We start from the raw sequence: 18,856 nt of genomic DNA, 5'->3' as shown, positions 1-18,856 counted from the left end.
AGTCACCTGCCCCACATGGTCTCGCGGGACAGGTACATTTGTCAAATCAGCTCAAGTTAACCCGAGCACTCCTGGATCCATGGATCGACAATGCCACGGTTTGCGGCCAGCCATTCAACGGCTGCTTCATCCGGTTCCAACTCGTCTGTGTCCACCAGTTTCGCCATTTCGGCGATTTGAGGGTTCGTGAACGAGATCTTGGTCAGCACGCAATACGCTGTTGGCCATTTGCCTTCCATTCCGTCCCAGGCCGCCTTTTTGAGATAGCCAGTTGCGGGGTTGCCGCAGTCGTACAGAGCGTCCGGATTTGGTCCGACGGAAGGATCGGTGTCGCACCCGTCCACCCACGCAGGAAATTCAACGAACTCACCCGGCCATACGGCTTCGGCAAAGTTGGGCGTCCAGTTGAACACAACAACCGGCTTTTTTTCAGCTTCTGCTGCACCAATCTCGGCCCAAAGCGCCGCAGCCGAACCGGCATTCACGACAACGAAGTCCATATCCAATGCCTCGACACGTTCCTGTCCGTGTTTCAGCCAGTCCACCGGACCGTCCAGGTACCGGCCTTTGTCGCCCGTTTCAGCGGTTGCAAAAACTGCTGCACAATCGTTCAGCGCTTGCCAATCCGGTAGACCGGGGCACGCGTCCTTGGTCCACATCGGATACCACCAGTCTTCGCGGGTGACCGCGTCGTGGTCGCCGGCATCATGCAGACCGCCTTTCGACAGTGCTTCGCGGAATGACGCCCCGAACGCACCTTCCCAGACTTCCAATTCCAGCGCGACATCGCCCAGACGCACCGACTCGTAGACAGCCTGGCTGTCTGTGGTGACGTATTCGACATTCAGATCCATCTCTTCGAACATCTGACCAACCACATTCGACATCACGATCTGGCTTGACCAGTTGTGGATCGGGATCACGATCGGATCATCGCTGTCAGCGGCATGCGCCGAAACGGCCATCGCCGCGAACGCACTCGCAGAGGCCAATAAAGTCAGTTTTCTCATCTTCAGTCTCCCTGTTGTTTTCGGCGGTGGTCCGACGCCCGGTCAGGGCGAGGGTTCACGCGCCCTGTTCAAGTCTTCAGGTAATCCTCAAGACTGTCGTCCAGCGCATCCTTCCAGACCGTATGGTGCGGGGGCGCCTTTGTGCCGGTCATTGGGCTGGTATAGCCATGGTCCCGGAATTCCATAATTCCCTTCTTCTTGTGCTTCTTCCACTCGTAGAATGCCTGATTGGCCGCTTCGATATCGAACGAGGGATAGTCAGTCTCGGCGATCAGTTCGGCGGTATATGCGCCTTGATACGCGATGCAGGCATAGTCATCTTCGAGAGCGTCTTCGTCGACCTGCCGTTTCTGCCAGTCCGCCTCCATTATTGCGGCATCCGGCAACGCTATGCGGTCCATTATCACGTCCCGCACCCACCAGGCCTGCGCGTCGAACATGTTGAACGTGTACCACTGGTCTTGCATCCCCAGATAAAAGAGGTTCGGGTTTCCGGTGTACACGACACCCTTATAAAGATCGTTTGCAGCCAACCGGTTAGCCGTTTTCAATCGCAAATCATCTGGAAGGAATGGGAAATGGTGCTTGTATCCAGTGCACAGAATAATCGCATCCACGTCGCGAGAGGTTCCGTCAATGAAGTACGCGGTTTTTCCGTCCACTCTCTCCAGCGCCGGGACTTCCGCCCAATTATCCGGCCACTTGAAACCCATGGGCGCTGTCCGATGTGCCACCGTTACTGATTTGCATCCGTACTTCCAACACTGAGAGCCGATATCTTCAGCAGAATAGGATGTTCCTAGGATAAGGATGTCCTTATCCTTGAACTCAACCGCGTCCCTGAAGTCATGTGCGTGCAGGATGCGACCTTTGTAGGACTCGAAACCGGGATAATGCGGTACATTCGGGAAACTAAAGTGCCCTGATGCTACCACGACCTGATCAAAGATCATTCGCTCTTCAGTATCACTTAGGGCATCACGAACCGTTACTTCAAACCCGTCTTCAACCGTCCGCACATCTCGCACAACAGTGTTGAATTGAATGTACTTTCGGACATCCGCCTTTTTTACCCGGCCTTCGATATAGTCGAACAGGACAGCGCGCGGTGGGTAGGACGCAATGGGTTTTCCAAAGTGTTCTTCGAAGGTGTAATCCGCAAATTCCAGCCCTTCTTTAGGCCCGTTTGACCACAAATAGCGATACATTGAGCCATGGCAGGGATTGGAATGCTCATCCAGACCGGTCCGCCACGTATAGCGCCAAAGCCCTCCCCAATCGGCTTGCTTTTCGTAACAAACGATCTCGGGGATATCCGCGCCCTTTTCAGCAGCAGATTGAAAAGCCCGCAATTGCGCAAGCCCCGAGGGGCCTGCCCCGATGATACAGATACGTTTGGTCATGCTACCCCCTCGACTATTGTCTGAACGCTGCTGGATGCGGACATTCGAAGTTCTTTGGCTTCTGCGTAGTCGGGTGAATGGTACCAGTCTTTGGCCGCCTGAAAGCTCGGGAACCGGATGACAACATGCCGATCACCATGTGGCGTGCCTTCGTGGCTTTCACTACGCCCGCCGCGCACAAGAAACTCGCCGCCGAACTTTTCGATAATCTTCTGAACCATCGCCACGTAGGTCGGATAGGTCTCTGCGTCTGTCACGCGGATCTGAGCGATCACATAACCGGGCACCATGTCAGCGCACCTCCGATTCAGATGAACTTGCACTCCAATCCGGCTCGAAACCCAGAACTTCTGTGTCTTCTGGCAAAGCCGGGTTAAACAGTCGGTTATGCGCCATGGTCGCCTGATACAGCGGGTTATGAGGGGCCAGCCGCCAGACCTTGCAGGACAAATCGAACACCTGCATATACGCCTCGAACCGCAGACGGACCGTGCCCGCTTCGCGGATTGACGCGGCACCTGGAGAGCCTGGTGGGAACGTGGCCGTCAGGATATCGGAAAACTCTGCCGCTTTCTGATAGTATGTGGCCGAAAAAAACCGGATCGCCTGATCCCGTCGCTGTGCGGGATCATTTGTCTTTTTGGCCATATGCAACAGTTCCGGGGTGACCGAGTACCCAGTCGTTTTGTTCAACACTGTGATGATGTGCCCCAGCGGATCGTCCTGCCCGGGCAGAAACAGGGCCGGGGTAATCGCGTCGTCGGGGCGGCCGTGACTATCCCGCATAGCGATCTGACGCACCCGGCACTGCCACTTGAGAAACGCAAGGCGCAGCGGCGAAGCAGAATAGCTTTCTCCCAGGACGGTACCCAGTGAACTCATGCGACGTCCTTTTTTTTGGTGTCTTCTATTCGATAAGGCCTGTCATGAAGTAAGCTGGGAACCCGTGCCGCCGTGGCTTGAACAAGATCGAGATCTAGTTGCGCGTGGATGACGCCGGGTATTTCGCCACCGTCAGCCAGAACTTCTCCCCACGGACTGATTACAAGTGAATGCCCATAGCTCGCCCCGCCACCAGGAACAGGACCGACAGCACAAGGGGAAACAACAAAGGACGTGTTTTCAATGGCGCGTGCGCGATTAAGAACATGCCAGTGCGCCTTTCCGGTAATTTTGGTGAAAGCCGCCGGGCAGCACAGTATTTCCGCGCCTCCCTGTGCAAGATCCCTGAAGAGCCCGGGAAACCGGAGATCATAGCAAATCGTGTGACCCACTTTGCACAAAGAGGTCTCGTAAATGCAGGTACGATCCCCCGGCGCTACAGTGTCGCTTTCGCGATAGATAGCGCCTTCGGCAAGATCCACATCAAACAGGTGTATCTTGTCATAGTACCCCAGAATTTCGCCCGAAGGATCAAGCATATAGCCACGATTGATGATCTTCTCGTCCGGTCCGTCGACCGCGATGGATCCGATGTTCACCCAAACTTTCCGATCGGCCGCAAATTCGCGCAGCTTGGTCAGTACTAGGTGTTTCGATTCCGGCTGAGATGGCGGGCATAGACGTTTGCCATCTGATGCCAGCCCGCCACAATATTCGGGCAAGAACAGCATTTGAGCTCCAGCTCGAACTGCTGCCTCGGCCATCGGCAAAGCCTCGGCTAAGGCACTCTCCATCGTCGGCATCGGCCGGGTCTGGAGGCAAGCGATATTTAGCGGGCGCGGCATAGGTCAGAACTTTTTGTAAGCCTTTCTGAGCATGACCAACGGATGGCGGTCAGACATCTGGAATTTCAACAGCAGCTCGCGTGCGATCATGTCGCGATCCTGCTGATTGTCCGGCAGATCGATGCTGTCCGGGATGCGGACCCAGCCGTTGATGTTGCGGTCAAAGACGGCGGGCTTGCCCTCTTCATAGCCCATGTGAATGTCTTCGAGCCAATTGAGATCATCCCATCCCATGAATTCGATATAGCTTTTGAGGAAGGGCGTGATCCGGTTGTAGTCCGGCACAAGGTTCACGTCATAGCGATAGCCAATATGCTGGCCGATCTCTTTCTCACGTTCAGACTCCAAACCATCCGCATCGTTGATGAACTGGTTGACGTCCTTGATTTCAGACCCGCGGTACTGTGTTCCGGCCATGTCTCAGCTCTCCTTACAGATGGTGATAGTCTTCGACGCCAACAGTGTGGCTTGTCCCGGCCAGAGGGACGCCGGCCATCGCCGAGGCTTCCATGGTCAATGCGGCCAGATCTTCGGGCTCCAGCGAATGCAGGTGGGTCTTGCCGCAGGCGCGGGCAAACAGCTGAGCCTCGATCGTCAGCGTATGCAGGAAGTTGTAGACACGCTCGGCCGCTTCATCGGGATCAAGGCGTTGACGCAACAGGGGGTCTTGTGTTGCGACGCCAACCGGGCAACGGCCCGTATGGCAGTGGTAGCAATAGCCCGGCTCTGCACCTATCTCTTCAGGGTAATTGGCCTCGGGGATATCTTTGTTGCAGTTCAGCGCCATCATCGCCGAATGCCCGATTGCGATTGCGTCGGCCCCTAGGGCGATCGCCTTGGCTACGTCGGCCCCGTTTCGGATGCCACCGGCATATATCAGGGTGATGTCGCCGCGTTTCCCAAGGTCATCGATGGCCTTGCGCGCCTGGCGGATCGCAGCCATGCCCGGAACACCTGTGTCTTCGGTCGCAAGGTGCGGGCCCGCGCCCGTGCCACCTTCCATCCCGTCGATATAGATCGAATCCGGGTCACATTTCACGGCCATCCGAACATCGTCATAGACACGAGCCGCGCCCAGTTTCAGCTGGATCGGGATCTGCCAGTCAGTTGCCTCACGGATTTCCTGAATTTTCAGCGCCAGATCGTCCGGACCCAACCAATCGGGGTGGCGGGCTGGCGATCTTTGGTCGATGCCCGCAGGCAATGACCGCATTTCGGCGACCTGATCCGTCACCTTCTGCCCCATCAAGTGACCGCCCAGACCCACTTTGCAGCCCTGCCCGATGAAGAACTCGCAACCATCTGCAAGCACCAGATGATGCGGGTTGAACCCATAACGCGACTGAATGCACTGATAGAACCACTTTGAAGAATATCGACGTTCGTCCGGGATCATCCCACCTTCGCCCGAACAGGTGGCAGTGCCCGCCATCGTTGCACCACGCGCCAGGGCGGTTTTTGCCTCATAAGACAGAGCCCCAAAACTCATGCCCGTGATGTAGACCGGGATATCCAGCTCCAGCGGCCGTTTGGCACGCGGGCCGATCACCGTTTTGGTTTCGCACTTCTCGCGGTAGCCCTCGATCACAAAGCGCGTCAGCGTGCCGGGCAGAAATGTCAGATCATCCCAATGCGGTATCTTTTTGAACAGCGAGAACCCTCGCATCCTGTACCGGCCAAGTTCGGACTTGATGTGAATGTCATCCATGACCCTGGGCGGGAAGATAAAGCTGTCTCCGATGCGGTTGACATCACGGTCGAGCGCTTTCTTGGTTGGCGGGTTTCCATCTGCCATGTTTTATACCTTTCAAAGGGTTATCGGGCATCCCTGTCGCGCAGGGCCGTCCCTCAGAGGATGAGTTTCTTCTCGTTCGGTTCGAGGTTGTCGTAGTTCCAGAGCTGCTTGCCCGCGACGACCTTGGTGAAATGGTCCACGCCCTTGTCCGGCATCAGCCCGTATTGGGTCAGCTTTCTGGTCAGCCATGCCTTGTCTAGATCGGTCAGCTCCGCCTCGACCGCATCAACGCCCAAGGACTGGATATCGCCGCCGATGTAGATCGTTCCGTCATACATCGAGTCGCCCAGGTTTTTGCCGGCATTGCCGCAAACCACCATCCGACCGCGCTGCATCATGAAACCTGAAAGCGCACCCGTATCACCACCCACGATGATCGTACCGCCTTTCATGTCGATGCCGGTGCGTGATCCGACAGACCCCCGGCACACAAGATCTCCGCCGCGAATGGCCGCACCAAAGGTGGAACCGGCGTTCTTTTCAACGATCACCGTGCCGGACATCATGTTTTCGCCGCAGGACCAGCCGACACGCCCGTTGACCCGCACGTTCGGGCCGTCAATCAGGCCAACGGCAAAATAGCCGGTCGAGCCTTCGACGATCAGATTCAGCTTGTTCAGAATCCCCACGCCAAGGCTGTGCATGCCGCGCGGGTTCTTGATGACGATCGATCCGAAACCTTCCTCCATCAGCGCCCGGATGTTTGAATTGACCTCGGTCGCGGTCATCTCGTCGCAATCCAGTTCGGTCCGCTTGTTGAAATCGACGTCAGGTGCCCACGGATAGGCGAACCGTTCGGTCGCATCCGGGTCGAATTCCATATACATGGACCGCCCTGTCAGCTGGTCCGTTGTCATGCCCAAGGCTTTGACCCGTTCTTCCTGGGTCATGCCTTTCAGGTCTGCATCGCTTACGCTTGCCATACGCGAACCTCCTCGTCGTAGGGGTCGGTTGTGTCGATTTCATGGGGCAGGATTGCGCGGATCGCGACCTCTTCAGAGGCCATGGCGATCAGGTCATCGCTTTCGTAAAGAACCAGCGGTTTTGCGGCCATCGTATCCTTGGCCATGCCCAGCTGATCCTTGGTGCAAACAAGATAGGTAAACACCCCGTCGATCTCATCAATCGACCGCCTCAGGCTTTCCTCAAGCGTTACGCCGTTGGCGAGGTTGTGCGCCGTGTAGACCGCTAGCAATTCGCTGTCGCAATTCGACATGAAGCGATGACCTTTCCGCTCCATCTCGCGCCGCATGATCCAATAGTTCGTGATCTGCCCGTTATGGACGACCGAGACGTCGTTATAAGGAAACGCCCAATACGGGTGGGCCGATTTGATATCGACGTCGGATTCGGTGGCCATTCTGGTGTGGCCGATCCCATGCGTGCCGCGGAAATCATCCAGACCATAGGCTTCGGCGACTACGGATGCATCGCCTAGATCCTTGATCAACTCCAGCCCATTCCCAAGCGACAATATCTCTACATCTTCGATCTCTTCGATGTGTTCGGCCATCTCGCCGGTGTTTCCGTCATGGGTCAGGACATAGCGCAGGGCATAGGGGCGCACGCGTTCCTTGTCTTTCACGTTCGCGCCGTGTTCCGCCAGAATGGCATCGACCTGAGCCATCCGCTCTTCCAGGACATCGTGAATGCCGCGTCCGCGATCCATGTCCTCGGCCTCGGCGATCTTGACCCGCATCACGTAGTCTTCTGCATTCTCACGATAGACCGCATAACCGGTTGAATCCGGCCCCCGGTGCTTCAGTGATTGAAGCATTGCTGTCATCTCGCCGCCGACGTTTGACGCGCCTTTGAGATGAATTAGTCCAACAATTCCGCACATTTGACCTGCGCTCCTCCTACGAATTCTTCAATCTTGCGTAGTTCGATGACTTGGCGGATGTCCTCAGCCATCCGCCAAAGGCCTGCAGCTAGGGCAGACACTCCATGTACGTTTCATTATCCCACTCGGTGACAGTGGACATGAAGCGCGCAAACTCATCGCGTTTGTATTCTTCGTACAGACGATACATCTCGCCCGGCATGCCGCGCTTGACGACTTCGTTCCCGGCCAGATGGTCCAGAGCCTCGCCCAATGACATCGGAAGCTTTTTGACCTCTTTGCCTTCGGCCATCGCCTCGTAGATGTTGCGCTCTTCGGGCTCACCGGGATCAAGGTTGTTGTCGAGCCCGTCATCCATCGCCGCCAGCAGGGTTGATCCCATGATGTATGGGTTCACCATCGAGTCGACCGATCTGTATTCAAACCGTCCGGGCGCCGACACCCGCAAACCGGTCGTCCGGTTCTGGAACCCCCAGTCGGCAAAGACCGGTGCCCAGAACCCGGTATCCCACAAGCGGCGATACGAGTTCACAGTTGAACACCCGATGGCCGTCAGTGCCTGAAGGTGCGTGACCACACCGCCAATGGCCTTCAGACCCTCTTTGCCAGGCATCTGCGGATCATCCGTGTCGGGCATGAATGTGTTTTCACCACCCTTTACGTACATGTAGTTTTCTTTCATTCCGGGCAAATCGCCAGGATCGTTGCCAACCGGAACGAACTCATCCTCACCACCTCTCCACAGGCTCATGTTGTGGTGGCACCCGCTGGCCGACACGCCCATGAACGGCTTGGTCATGAAACACGCAAAGATGCCGTTTTCACGCGCCACCTGCGCACAAATCTGGCGATAGGTGGTCAGACGATCGGCGTTGCGCAACACGTCGTCAAACATCCAGTTCAGTTCAAGCTGGCCGGGCGCGTCCTCATGATCGCCCTGGATCATGTCCAGTCCCATCTGGCGTGCATAGCGTATCACCTGCATGGATACAGGCCGCAGGCTTTCAAACTGATCGATGTGATAGCAATATGGCTTTGAGAACCCATCACGCGGCTTGCCGTCCTCGTCGAATTTCAGCCACATCATTTCGGGTTCGGTACCGATCCGAAGCTTGGTTCCGTGCTTTTTTGTGAATTCCTCGTGCAGCCGACGCAGGTTCCCCCGGCAGTCCGACGTCAGATAGCCACCGGGATTTTCCTTTTCCTCGCGGTTGCGGAACAAGGTGCAGTAAAACCGCCCGATCGTCGGGGCCCAGGGCAATTGCATGAAGGTTTCAGGTTCCGGAATACCTACAAGTTCGGCCGCCTCGGGACCATATCCAAGATAGTTGCCAGCACGATCCGTAAACAGGTTTACCGTCGCCCCATAGACAAGTTGAAACCCCTTCATGGCAACGGTTTCCCAGTGATCAGCTGGGATACCCTTACCCATGATCTTTCCAGTGACCGACACGAATTGAAGGTAGAGATACTCAATGCCTTTGGCATTGATCATTTCCCGTACCTGCTTGATTTTCTCATCGCGCCCCGGCGCGTCTACAAATCTTTCAAGATCGGTGGCCACTTTCTATCTCCTTGCTGGCTTGACGGAGCACTCTTCCGGCGCTCTTCAATGCGAACTTGGTAATTCTAACTCCACGGATACGGGCTGTTGGATACGGGGTGCAGTTCACCCTTGGCGAACCGATCAAATCGGAACGGCTCCAGAAGTTCCTGTCGTTCTCCAAGCACTTCGTCCGCAATCAGGTGACCAACACCCAGCATTTTCCAACCGTGGTTACTGTCGGCGATCACTGTGACGTTTTCTCGGAAATGATCGAAAACCGGAAAGCTGTCCGCTGTGAAACAGCCAATCCCGCCGGATGCTTCCTTGTGGTACTTTGGCATCATGCCTTCGTAGCGCGCCTGACAATGGGCCAGCGCACTTACCCACATATGCGCAAATTCGTGGCTCGAGACGAATTCGGGCGAAGACGGCCCATAGGGGTCGATCTGTACCTGGTCGACCGGCGTTTCCACCTTGTACGGGCTGGCGCCGCCCTGAATGCCGCCAAAATGCCAATCGGGCTTGTAGTAGATGCCCCACATCTCTTCGGTGATGGTCGACCCATCGACAGTCGATTTCAGTGCCGCATCCGTGTCGACATGAATCACTGGCGCAAGGCTGCCATCATCGGCGCGCCCAATATCCGGGTCGATATCCAACACGCCTTCCTCAAGCTGCCAGAACCGCCACATGTCGACGCTTTCATGAACCTCGCCCTGCAGGTCTTTGACAGTGATCTGGCTGGGCAGGTCCAGCATCGACCAGAAATCACGCACCCACGGACCGGCCCCGATGATGACGCGCTCGCAGCTCAGACTGCCTTTGTTCGTTTCAACGGACCGGATCGCGCCCGAGCCGTTCATGGCTTCGAACCCCAAGACCTCGACCCCGGTGATGATCCGCACGCCCAGCGCCTCGACCTTTTCGGCCAGCGCATACATCGTCTTGGTTTGATTAGAGAACCCACCGCGTTTTTCGTGCAGAACCGACGTGATGTTCTGCGCCTGCCAGTCGTCGAAATAGCCGCGCATATATGACGTGCAGGCGTTTTCGCCCTCGATGAAGACGCTTTCGTATCCGATTGCCTGCTGTTGCGCGTAAATCGACCCTACATCATCGCGCATGCTTTCGGACGAGATCTGCATGTACCCCACCGGATGGTACGACAATCCCTCCGGATCGGTTTCCCAGACGTCGACCGAATGGGCCATCAACCTGCGCATCGCTGGCTGAAAATAGTTGTTACGCACCACGCCGCATGCGATTCCGGACGCCCCGGCAGCAATCCCGCTTTTGTCCAGAACGACGATGCGACCCTCAACAGTTTCGCCGCGCTCCTGTAATCTCTCAGCCAGCTTCCAAGCTGTGGATATGCCATGGATGCCAGCGCCGACGACTACGAAATCTGCGTGTTGAGGGAATGCCATGTGTTTCCTCGTCCGTGGATGTTGCGTAAAAGAAGAGCCGCACTGAAAACCAAAATCAACAACTTTTAATCCAAAAATTGCATTTTGGACCACTGAATGCTAAATTGGTTTAAAATTGGACTACTAAATGGATCAAAAATGGGAAGACGAAATTTCTCCGACGTTGCGTCGGAACTCAGGCGTTCAATCGAAGAAGGGGATTTCCAGCGATTCGAGCGCCTTCCACCATCGCGGCTGTTGTCGGAAAGATTGGGAGTAGCTCGAAACACGCTGCGCGACGCGCTCTACCAGCTCGAAAAGGAAGGACTGTTGGAGACCCGTGCTGGCAGTGGCACGTACGTCACAGCCGCAAAACAGGATGTTGTTCCATCTGCAGTAGAAGAAGCCACCCCGTTAGAATTAATCGACGCGCGTTTCGCACTGGAACCGCATATCTGCCGTCTGAGCGTTCTACACGGCCGGCGAGAAGATTTCGAAGCGTTGGAAACGCTTTGCACTCAAATGGAGGCGGCACAAAACGATCCCGTTGTATTTGCCGAGGCAGACACCGCATTTCACCGCAGGTTGGCCGCTTCGACAAGAAACAACTTGCTGATTTGGTTAATCAGTCAGATCAATACGGTGCGATCCTTGGATGAATGGACCCGCATGCGTCATCTCACACTCGAAGAAGAAATTATTCAACAATACAATGCCCAGCACCGCGAAGTTCTCAACGCCTTGCGCTCACGTGAACCCGAGCGCGCCGCTGTCAAAATGAAAGAGCATCTGGAAACTGCACGTTTGTCGCTAACGCGTGCGGCAGAAGCGTAGTGCGCTTGCCCAGTCCAGACCTTAGGTCTCTCGGCGCAGTCTGCGCCGGGGTGTTGGGCGCACTACCCGTTCCTACGCTGGCAAGTGACTGCGAGATAATCGAAGCGTTGAACCGCTTTGCCACTTCGGGTTCGGCACCCGAAGGCGCAGTTTGTGTAACCTATTTATCGTCTTCTTCGACAACCGGAGTCTCCTGTTACTGGAGCCACTCTTATGGGAGTCCTTCCGCGGAAGATCAGGCTTCGGCGATGTGGAGTACGCTGACGAAATGCAGAAATGGCAGTCTTTTGAAGCCAGATGAGCAGGTGAACCACCCCGACAGTTACGACCTGAGGCAGTGGGCGCATAGACAGGACTTGTACGCCGTTTCGATCAAAGACAAGGCCGACAAAAATAGAACGTTAGTTTTCCTTCGTTTCGAGCCCGGCGAAGCCCCGCCTGCTGACTGATCACCGGACCTGCGCGGAGGTCTGCATCCAATTGATGTAGAGTCGTTCCGCCATGGCATTGAACTCCGGAATATGCTTCGAGACATCGGCTGCAAGACGCCCGGTGGCGTTCTCGCCCATAGCGTCATCTAATGCTGACCGGTACTCGGGGATTTCGGCCCAATTGGAAACCGTGTCTTTTTCGACTTCGATGTGGAATTGAGCAGAATAGGCACGCGTCCCCCATTTCATCGCTTGTACGGCGCAGTCTGGCGAAGTTGCAAGGCAAGTTGCCCCCGGAGGCATCTGCGTAACCTCCGCCGAATGCCATTGAAGACATGGAAAGCGATCAGGCAATCCATCCAGTATGACGCCAGAAGCTCCTTCCTCAGTTAGCTGAACGTCCATAACGCCGATCTCAGGTGTCTCAGATGGCCCCACGCTTCCGCCCAAGGCTTCGGCCAATAACTGATGCCCCAGGCACAAGCCCAGAAACGGTAGACCTCTGACTTCTACGGCCTCGCGAATGAAAGCCTTTTCGTCTTTGAGCCATGGATGAGCATCTTCCTGCCAAACGTCCATTGGCCCCCCCATAACCCACAGACCTTCATATCCATCCAGTGAAGGCAATTGTTGATTCTGATCCAGTTCGACCGCGTCATAGTCGTGACCATCTTCCCTGAGGAAGTCGCGGAAAACACCTGGATGCTCAACAGTCGCGTGCTGCAATACAAGAAGCTTCATAGCCCTTCCTTTTTCAGATCAACTTAATTGTAGAACGATTTTTTCCTGTTGCGAAAGGCCGCGTGTGTTGTCTACCAACTCAACAAGGGTCTCTCGGCCACAAACAAACAGCGACAAATACTACCTGCGGCTCGACGTCAAAACGAGTTTACATACGTCAAAACTTAGAGGCTTCAGAAAGACCAAAATATCCAGTCCATGCAAACTACTAGCTATTGAACAAAAACCTGCGAAGATCGGGCATGCGTAGACTAACGATCCTGCTACTGTATTCATCGTTGCTGATGCCAGCGCTTGCACGAGCAGAACCGTGCCGACTCGCGCTTGTACTTGCGTTGGATGTATCTGGCTCCGTAGACGAAGTTGAATATGCGCAACAATTGAACGGTCTTTCCTACGCACTGAACAACGCCGAAGTACGGGCAGCTATCTTGAAGGACCCTGAAACCCCGGTTCACCTCGCAGTCTTTGAATGGAGTTCCCAGAATCATCAGTTTTTGATTCAACCTTGGACGATACTAGACAGTCAAAACGCAATCGACGCCGCTATTGATCGAATTCGGACGTATCGCAAGAAGCGTGCAGGCTTAAAGACGGCGCTTAGCACTGCACTATTGTTTGCAGGCGAACTTCTCGAAGAGAAGAAGGAGTGCTGGCAAAAGACCGTGGACGTGTCCGGAGACGGCAAGAATAACATAGGCCCACCTCCTAAGCGCGTTTACGAACTCAATATTTTTACGAACGTAACAGTAAATGCTCTGGTAGTGGGGGATCCGAAGCCAGAAAAAAAGGGCGACGTGGGTGAATGGTTAACTCGAAATGAGCTTCAAAGATATTTTGAGCGTGAGGTTATCTATGGAAATGCAGCATTTGCAATGATTGCGAATGGTTACGAAGACTATGCTCAAGCGATGAAAAGAAAGCTACTAAGGGAAACCACCCTACCCGTTTTCGGTCACTGCGGATACCCGCGCGAATGCGACATCACTTTCCGAACGAAACTGCACCTGCCCTGAAGAAACCCCTCCCATGAAGGTGTCGGCAACGTAATCCCAACGCGTCTCCGGAGACTTGGAGAAGTCTTCAGTCAATTTTCCATCAGCCTGGAGCGTGGATGGCGCTTGAGTTGACTGCAGGCTCAGTCGAGAAACTGAGCGGCAAAACGATTGCGATCACACCGTTCATGCACTCGCATTGGTGGGACACATCACAGCACGGGTGAAACCATATTTCATCCTGAATTCAATCAATAACCAGACAATCATTCTAGCAAGTTGAATGTCTGGTTTGTTGCGCAGACTGTGAGTTGGAACAGACACAAATTTTGGCAGCGCAGCGAATGGCCGCTAAGCAGCCTGCAGACGCAGAATTCGGCTGCTGTGCTCAAAGTCCGCAACGGGCCGTCCTTTCAGGTGCACATAGGTTGGTATCGCATGAATGCTGGGGTCAATCTAATGGTGACTTAGTGTCCAAGCCTATGATCACCGCAAGTGATTTCAAAGTTGGCTTTCTATTTGCGCCTCGCATTTCCTTCCGCGGGACGCGTTCATCGTTATGCGATTTTTCAGTTCAGCCGCCCATAAAACGTCATGCGCGCTGCCTCGGAAAGCTCGACACCGGGTTCGGCATTGTAAGCCAGCACGGCCAAAATTCGCGTAAGGTCGCCCTCGTTCGGCGCTACCCGGTGTATCGAGTTGCGGCCACGGAAGAACACCAGTGTCCCAGCTTTAGCTTCCACTGTATAGACAGGTGCCTTTCCGTCCAGTATCTCGTCGACTTGCTCAAATCCCATTTCGCCGGAATCAGCATCACGAACAGCATTCACATACTCGAATTTCCCGCCTTTTTCCGGTGCCTGTACCATCAGCGTGATTGCAAAGGACGAGTTGTCAAAGTGCCAACCGAGCTCCTCGCCCTTCTCAGCGAAGTGGAGGTTGATGGACGAGAGTGGGTCAGCATATTCATGCATTGCCTCTTCGCCCAGAACGTCGCACAGGAAACTGCGAAAAACCGGGTCATTGTAAAGTATGCGCAGCGCCGAGCCCTGGGGCATCAGATCGTCGGTGATGCACCCCTTAGACGAAGTTACAAGCCGGTTGCGCGCGTGGTCGTCTGCGAAGTCTTCATCTTTCTCGGTGAGGTAAACATTGTGCTGGTTCGTAGATTTGAAGACCTTGTCCTTGTTGGCGAGACCTTCATCGCGGATCGCATCAATCGCATCCTTCAGAACAAAACCCGGCATAACGAAAACGCCGGTATCATCAAACTCGTTCTTACAAGCCGTCCGGAAATCAACGTCGGCAATCGGGAAGGTGTCCAAATCGATAATGTCACGCAGTTCCATAGAACTCTCCTGAATTCGAGTTTCTTTTGGAGTGGAGTATCAAGAATAGAAGAACAAATAAAATTACTTTTTGTTGCCTTTGGTGTGAAAGAACTTATTCAAGGCACATGACAAAGATAACACTCAAGCAATGTCTATACTTCAGGGCTGTGGCGCAGACCGGTGGCATCACCTCAGCGGCGGAGACCGTGGGGATCTCACAACCGGCCGTGGCTCAGGCGATCGCCAAATTGGAAGATCAAACCGGCCTCGTACTGTTTCGGCGCTTACACGCACGCGGCATGGAGCTGACGGCGCAGGGCGTCGAACTTCTGCGATACGCAGAGCAAATGTTGACCTACGCGGATCACATGGAAGTCGCAGCGGCAGATATCGCTGCACATCGAAAAGGAACTCTGCGTGTGGGTTGCTTTCAGTCGATTGCTCCGTTCTATCTGGCGCGCATTCTCAGTGACTATCGCCAAAAAGCGCCAGGTGTCGTTCTTGAAGTCGAAGAACGACTGCAAGAGGAATTGATCATTGCGCTTGACCGAAACGAAATCGATTTGGCGATCCTCTACGATCTGGGAATCGATCACACTCGCTTCCAGGTAAAGCCCCTCGCGACTGCGCATCTGTATCTGATCGTCCCGCCAGACCACCGGCTTTCAACCCGAGACTCTGTCTCTATCAGTGAAATTGATGGTGCCGATTTTGTGCTTTTCGATGCGCCTCAAAGTCGGGAGTTCTTTCTCAATCTTTTTTCTTTGTTCGATATTGCGCCCAAAATCGCCTTCCGGTCGTCTTCTATTGAATCTGTGCGATGCCAGGTTGCCAACGGACTTGGGGTTTCGCTTCTCTCAATGAAGCCAGCCGAAAACACAACTTATGATGGTGGTCATGTTGTGCCGATCAGGCTGACCGAAAAGATGCCCCCGACGCATATCGTGATTGCATCGCATGCGGATACCCCGGAGAACACTCTGGCGGAACCGTTCATCGCTTATTGTCGTGATGAATTTGGCGACTCGTATAGCCTCTAAATCAGATGCGAGTAAGTCTAGCATCCGTGTGCACTGTGGGCGTTCAGGCTTTGCACTCGCGGTGAAAGGCGGCAATGCGGGCGCGAGGGCAGCATCCGGAAGGCCCGCTGGATGTGTCGGCTATGGGCCGTTAGCACCGATCATACTTCTCGAAGCAGCGCTTCATTTCGGTATTCTGTGGGGGTCATGCCTGTTTGCGAGCGAAAGGCCCGGTTGAATGGCCCTAGCGATGAGAAACCAACGTCAAATGCAATGCTGAGCACTGTACGCTCGGCCATTTCCGGCTTTTCCAGCATCGCTTTCGCCTCACGAATGCGAAATGCGTTCACGAAGCTGGTGAAATTGCGGTGCCCCATTCCCTGATTGATCGCAGACCGTAGCCGATGTTCTTGCGTCCCCAGTTTGGCCGCCATTTGTGCTACGGTCAGCCCTTCCTCCCTCCAAAGACCTGCGGCCATCGCTGTTTCAATGCGCTTAATCAATGCCGCTTGTGCGGGGTTCGGGGTTATGTCGCGCTGCGGGGTTTCGAGGTGTTCGATCCAGATACCGGGTGCAACACGCACCGACCAGACCAAGAACGCGACAGCGGACAGACAAATTACAGCAGCCTGTAGCGGAAATACCCAATACGGAAGCACGTGATCCAATTGAGTGATTTCAATCACCGTTATGATTATGCCCAGTGTCAACAACCACGCCAGAAACCAACGACGAAATCGGCGGCGATCGGCGATCAAATCTTCGGCTTCGCCTGACACAACAATTTTCAGCATGTGCAAAACGAAGATCAGCACGCATAAGCCACGAACCACGCCCAGCGGAAACTGCAGCTGGGTCAACCAGCTTGTCCCAACAATCAGCACTGCGACGACGACCTGCCAAGGTCGGATGACAACGTCGTCCTGAAATAGCTCAATCGCAGCCCAATAGATCAGAACCGGGATCACGCCCGACATCATCACAAGAACAAACCGGAAAGGCCCCTCGCTCAGATTGATCCCCGGAGATGATACGACCACATAAGGGCCAAGGCTCAGGCAAAGCAGCACAACGGCCAGACATTTTCTGGTTCGGGGTCCGTTTGTCAGAAAGATCAAAGCGCCGAGGTAGAGAACGCCAACGGCGCAGCCGCGCAGGAAAGTATCGAAGAGCGCCAAGTCCAACATCACACGCGTAAGCGAAGTGCCATTTGGCTTGCCGGTCAATGGTTGGACCACGTCGAAACTGAAAAATCCTCGCCGAAAACTCAAAGCACCCATTGTTTTTCGAATTCAGAGAGCATTCGCAGCCCGCGCACGTCAGTTCATTGTGCAGGTCCTTCAGCGCTCGGAGAAAAAAATGTCGCATTTAAACTCACTGCTTTCCATCTATACAAATGTCTTTGGCGGAGACTTCATGCGCTATGTTTTAGGCGCAGGCGGTACGTATCTGTTGATCAATGTCCTTCTGGCACATCGGCTTACCGCACAAAAAATCCGCCCATCGGATCCACCTAGGGGCCAGATACGTCGCGAGATCCTGGCAAGTTTGCGGACCGTCCTGATCTTTACCGCCGCCGGGACATCAATCGTTCTGGGTGCAAATGCCGGGGTCATCACGATATACCAACAGGTTGCGACATTTGGTTGGACCTATTTCGTGTTCAGCGTTGTTGCGCTGATCGTCCTTCATGATGCGTGGTTCTATTGGACACACCGCGCGCTGCACTGCCCACCGCTGTTCCGGCGGTTCCACCGGTTGCACCATAGATCACACCAACCCACACCCTTCACCTCTTACAGCTTTGATGTCGGTGAGGCTGTGGTAAACGCTCTCTACCTGCCTTTAGTGTTGATCACTCTCCCGACGCATCCATTGGCGCTGTTCGTCTTTGTGACCCATATGATGTTACGCAATGCAGTGGGTCACTGCGGGATCGAGATCTTTCCAGCCGACAAGAAAGGGCAACCAATTTTTGGATGGCTGACAAGCGTCACTCATCACGACCTGCATCACGCCCATGCCGGTTACAACCTCGGCCTGTATTTCTCTTGGTGGGATCGGCTGATGAAGACGGAGCATCCTAAATACCTCACCGAGTTTGCCCGCGTTGCACCCCGCATCCCGACTGTCAGCCTGAAAGCACTAATTCTGTTGGTAGCAATTATTGGAGGTCTGACAGCCAGCCGCAGCGATGCCTTCGAACTGAAGGGTCACTACGCCTCCCCTGGTCTCGGTATTATAGTCGCGTTCGAGGGTTGTGGCCCGAAGAGCGCAACCAGATGTGGGCGCTTGATTTGGATGTGGGAGGGGCAGACGCCACATGCAAAAATCGGCGATTTGATCCTTACGGATCTGGTGTTCAATGGTACTGCCTGGGAGGGATTGCTGCGAGACCCGGAATCCGGGCGGACCTATCGAGGTACGATCAAACAACCGAGCCAACACCGGCTTAACCTCAACGGCTGCGCTGGTATCATCTGCGCAAGCCAAACGTGGCACTCAACACTCTACCTTCGAACCATACTTTCTGCACACGGAGGTTAACTCCATGCAGAGCGCTTGAGCGCCTTTAACGCGTTACCAAATCGGCGCCCGGCCTGTATCGCGATATCCCCATTTCCCGTCCTCAATAGCATGCAAAGTGTATTAACAGCGCGTCCAACTAACGGCTTCGTCCGCGATTATCGGCTCATCGCCTTTTGGATTTGGGTGTAGCTGCGAATGTCTGCAAAGCAGGAGGCGGCCGCAGCATTTCACGTGTCTGCCAGATGT

General features: G+C 54.7%; 18 protein-coding genes. 4 read left to right on the top strand and 14 right to left on the bottom strand.

Annotation, left to right across the window (positions count from 1 at the left end; genetic code table 11):
- Positions 1-56: 56 nt before the first annotated feature.
- From ACR0LX_RS21190 to ACR0LX_RS21140, 11 genes are all read right to left on the bottom strand, one after another.
- The gene (locus tag ACR0LX_RS21190) at positions 57-1,010 is read right to left on the bottom strand and encodes an ABC transporter substrate-binding protein (RefSeq protein ID WP_480785347.1); all 954 of its coding nucleotides are present in this window, start codon (positions 1,008-1,010) and stop codon (positions 57-59) included.
- Between the two features lie 68 nt (positions 1,011-1,078).
- A complete protein-coding gene (locus ACR0LX_RS21185; protein ID WP_480785346.1) occupies positions 1,079-2,413 on the bottom strand; it encodes a flavin-containing monooxygenase in 1,335 nt (444 codons plus the stop codon).
- A complete protein-coding gene (locus tag ACR0LX_RS21180) occupies positions 2,410-2,703 on the bottom strand; it encodes a DUF1330 domain-containing protein (RefSeq protein WP_480785345.1) in 294 nt (97 codons plus the stop codon). The genes ACR0LX_RS21185 and ACR0LX_RS21180 overlap by 4 nt, the downstream gene beginning before the upstream one ends.
- Position 2,704: 1 nt before the next feature.
- Positions 2,705-3,295, bottom strand: coding sequence for a hypothetical protein (locus tag ACR0LX_RS21175; RefSeq protein WP_480785344.1), 591 nt, complete (start codon positions 3,293-3,295; stop codon positions 2,705-2,707).
- Positions 3,292-4,140, bottom strand: coding sequence for a carbon-nitrogen hydrolase family protein (locus ACR0LX_RS21170; protein ID WP_480785343.1), 849 nt, complete (start codon positions 4,138-4,140; stop codon positions 3,292-3,294). Before ACR0LX_RS21170 ends, ACR0LX_RS21175 begins: the two co-directional genes overlap by 4 nt.
- Before the next feature lie 3 nt (positions 4,141-4,143).
- A complete protein-coding gene (locus ACR0LX_RS21165; protein ID WP_480579990.1) occupies positions 4,144-4,557 on the bottom strand; it encodes a hypothetical protein in 414 nt (137 codons plus the stop codon).
- A 13-nt stretch (positions 4,558-4,570) separates the two neighbouring features.
- Positions 4,571-5,935, bottom strand: a complete 1,365-nt coding sequence (locus ACR0LX_RS21160) for an FMN-binding glutamate synthase family protein (RefSeq protein ID WP_480579993.1) — start codon at positions 5,933-5,935, stop codon at positions 4,571-4,573.
- Positions 5,936-5,988: 53 nt separating this feature from the next.
- Complete coding sequence (locus tag ACR0LX_RS21155) at positions 5,989-6,858, bottom strand: GltB/FmdC/FwdC-like GXGXG domain-containing protein (protein ID WP_480579996.1); 870 nt, start codon at positions 6,856-6,858, stop codon at positions 5,989-5,991.
- The gene (locus tag ACR0LX_RS21150) at positions 6,846-7,721 is read right to left on the bottom strand and encodes a class II glutamine amidotransferase domain-containing protein (protein ID WP_480785342.1); all 876 of its coding nucleotides are present in this window, start codon (positions 7,719-7,721) and stop codon (positions 6,846-6,848) included. The genes ACR0LX_RS21155 and ACR0LX_RS21150 overlap by 13 nt, the downstream gene beginning before the upstream one ends.
- Before the next feature lie 145 nt (positions 7,722-7,866).
- Positions 7,867-9,342, bottom strand: coding sequence for a glutamine synthetase family protein (locus ACR0LX_RS21145; RefSeq protein WP_480785341.1), 1,476 nt, complete (start codon positions 9,340-9,342; stop codon positions 7,867-7,869).
- 65 nt (positions 9,343-9,407) lie between these two features.
- Positions 9,408-10,751, bottom strand: coding sequence for an NAD(P)/FAD-dependent oxidoreductase (locus ACR0LX_RS21140; RefSeq protein ID WP_480785340.1), 1,344 nt, complete (start codon positions 10,749-10,751; stop codon positions 9,408-9,410).
- A 96-nt stretch (positions 10,752-10,847) separates the two neighbouring features.
- On the opposite strand from ACR0LX_RS21140, the gene ACR0LX_RS21135 reads away from it, so the two are divergent.
- Entirely contained in the window at positions 10,848-11,564 is a 717-nt protein-coding gene (locus ACR0LX_RS21135; RefSeq protein ID WP_480785339.1) for a FadR/GntR family transcriptional regulator, read from the top strand.
- A gap of 449 nt (positions 11,565-12,013) precedes the next feature.
- On the opposite strand, the gene ACR0LX_RS21130 is transcribed toward ACR0LX_RS21135, so the two are convergent.
- Entirely contained in the window at positions 12,014-12,736 is a 723-nt protein-coding gene (locus ACR0LX_RS21130; protein ID WP_480785338.1) for a type 1 glutamine amidotransferase, read from the bottom strand.
- Positions 12,737-12,978: 242 nt separating this feature from the next.
- Between ACR0LX_RS21130 and ACR0LX_RS21125 the strand changes: the two genes are divergently transcribed.
- On the top strand, positions 12,979-13,752 hold the full coding sequence (locus ACR0LX_RS21125; protein WP_480785337.1) for a DUF1194 domain-containing protein: 774 nt from the start codon (positions 12,979-12,981) through the stop codon (positions 13,750-13,752).
- Between the two features lie 548 nt (positions 13,753-14,300).
- Here ACR0LX_RS21125 and ACR0LX_RS21120 read toward each other — a convergent pair.
- Positions 14,301-15,080 carry a HalD/BesD family halogenase gene (locus ACR0LX_RS21120; RefSeq protein ID WP_480785336.1) on the bottom strand — a complete coding sequence of 260 codons (780 nt, stop codon included), beginning with the start codon at positions 15,078-15,080 and terminating at the stop codon, positions 14,301-14,303.
- Positions 15,081-15,187: 107 nt separating this feature from the next.
- Between ACR0LX_RS21120 and ACR0LX_RS21115 the strand changes: the two genes are divergently transcribed.
- On the top strand, positions 15,188-16,102 hold the full coding sequence (locus ACR0LX_RS21115; protein WP_480785335.1) for a LysR family transcriptional regulator: 915 nt from the start codon (positions 15,188-15,190) through the stop codon (positions 16,100-16,102).
- Positions 16,103-16,242: 140 nt separating this feature from the next.
- On the opposite strand, the gene ACR0LX_RS21110 is transcribed toward ACR0LX_RS21115, so the two are convergent.
- Positions 16,243-17,319, bottom strand: coding sequence for a helix-turn-helix domain-containing protein (locus ACR0LX_RS21110; RefSeq protein WP_480785334.1), 1,077 nt, complete (start codon positions 17,317-17,319; stop codon positions 16,243-16,245).
- Positions 17,320-17,440: 121 nt separating this feature from the next.
- On the opposite strand from ACR0LX_RS21110, the gene ACR0LX_RS21105 reads away from it, so the two are divergent.
- The gene (locus tag ACR0LX_RS21105) at positions 17,441-18,628 is read left to right on the top strand and encodes a sterol desaturase family protein (RefSeq protein ID WP_480785333.1); all 1,188 of its coding nucleotides are present in this window, start codon (positions 17,441-17,443) and stop codon (positions 18,626-18,628) included.
- Positions 18,629-18,856 lie beyond the last annotated feature (228 nt).

The sequence above is a fragment of the Ruegeria sp. CH11 genome, from assembly GCF_056537105.1.
Note: the sequence above shows the minus strand (reverse complement) of the source record. Positions and strands in the feature narration are given on the sequence as shown.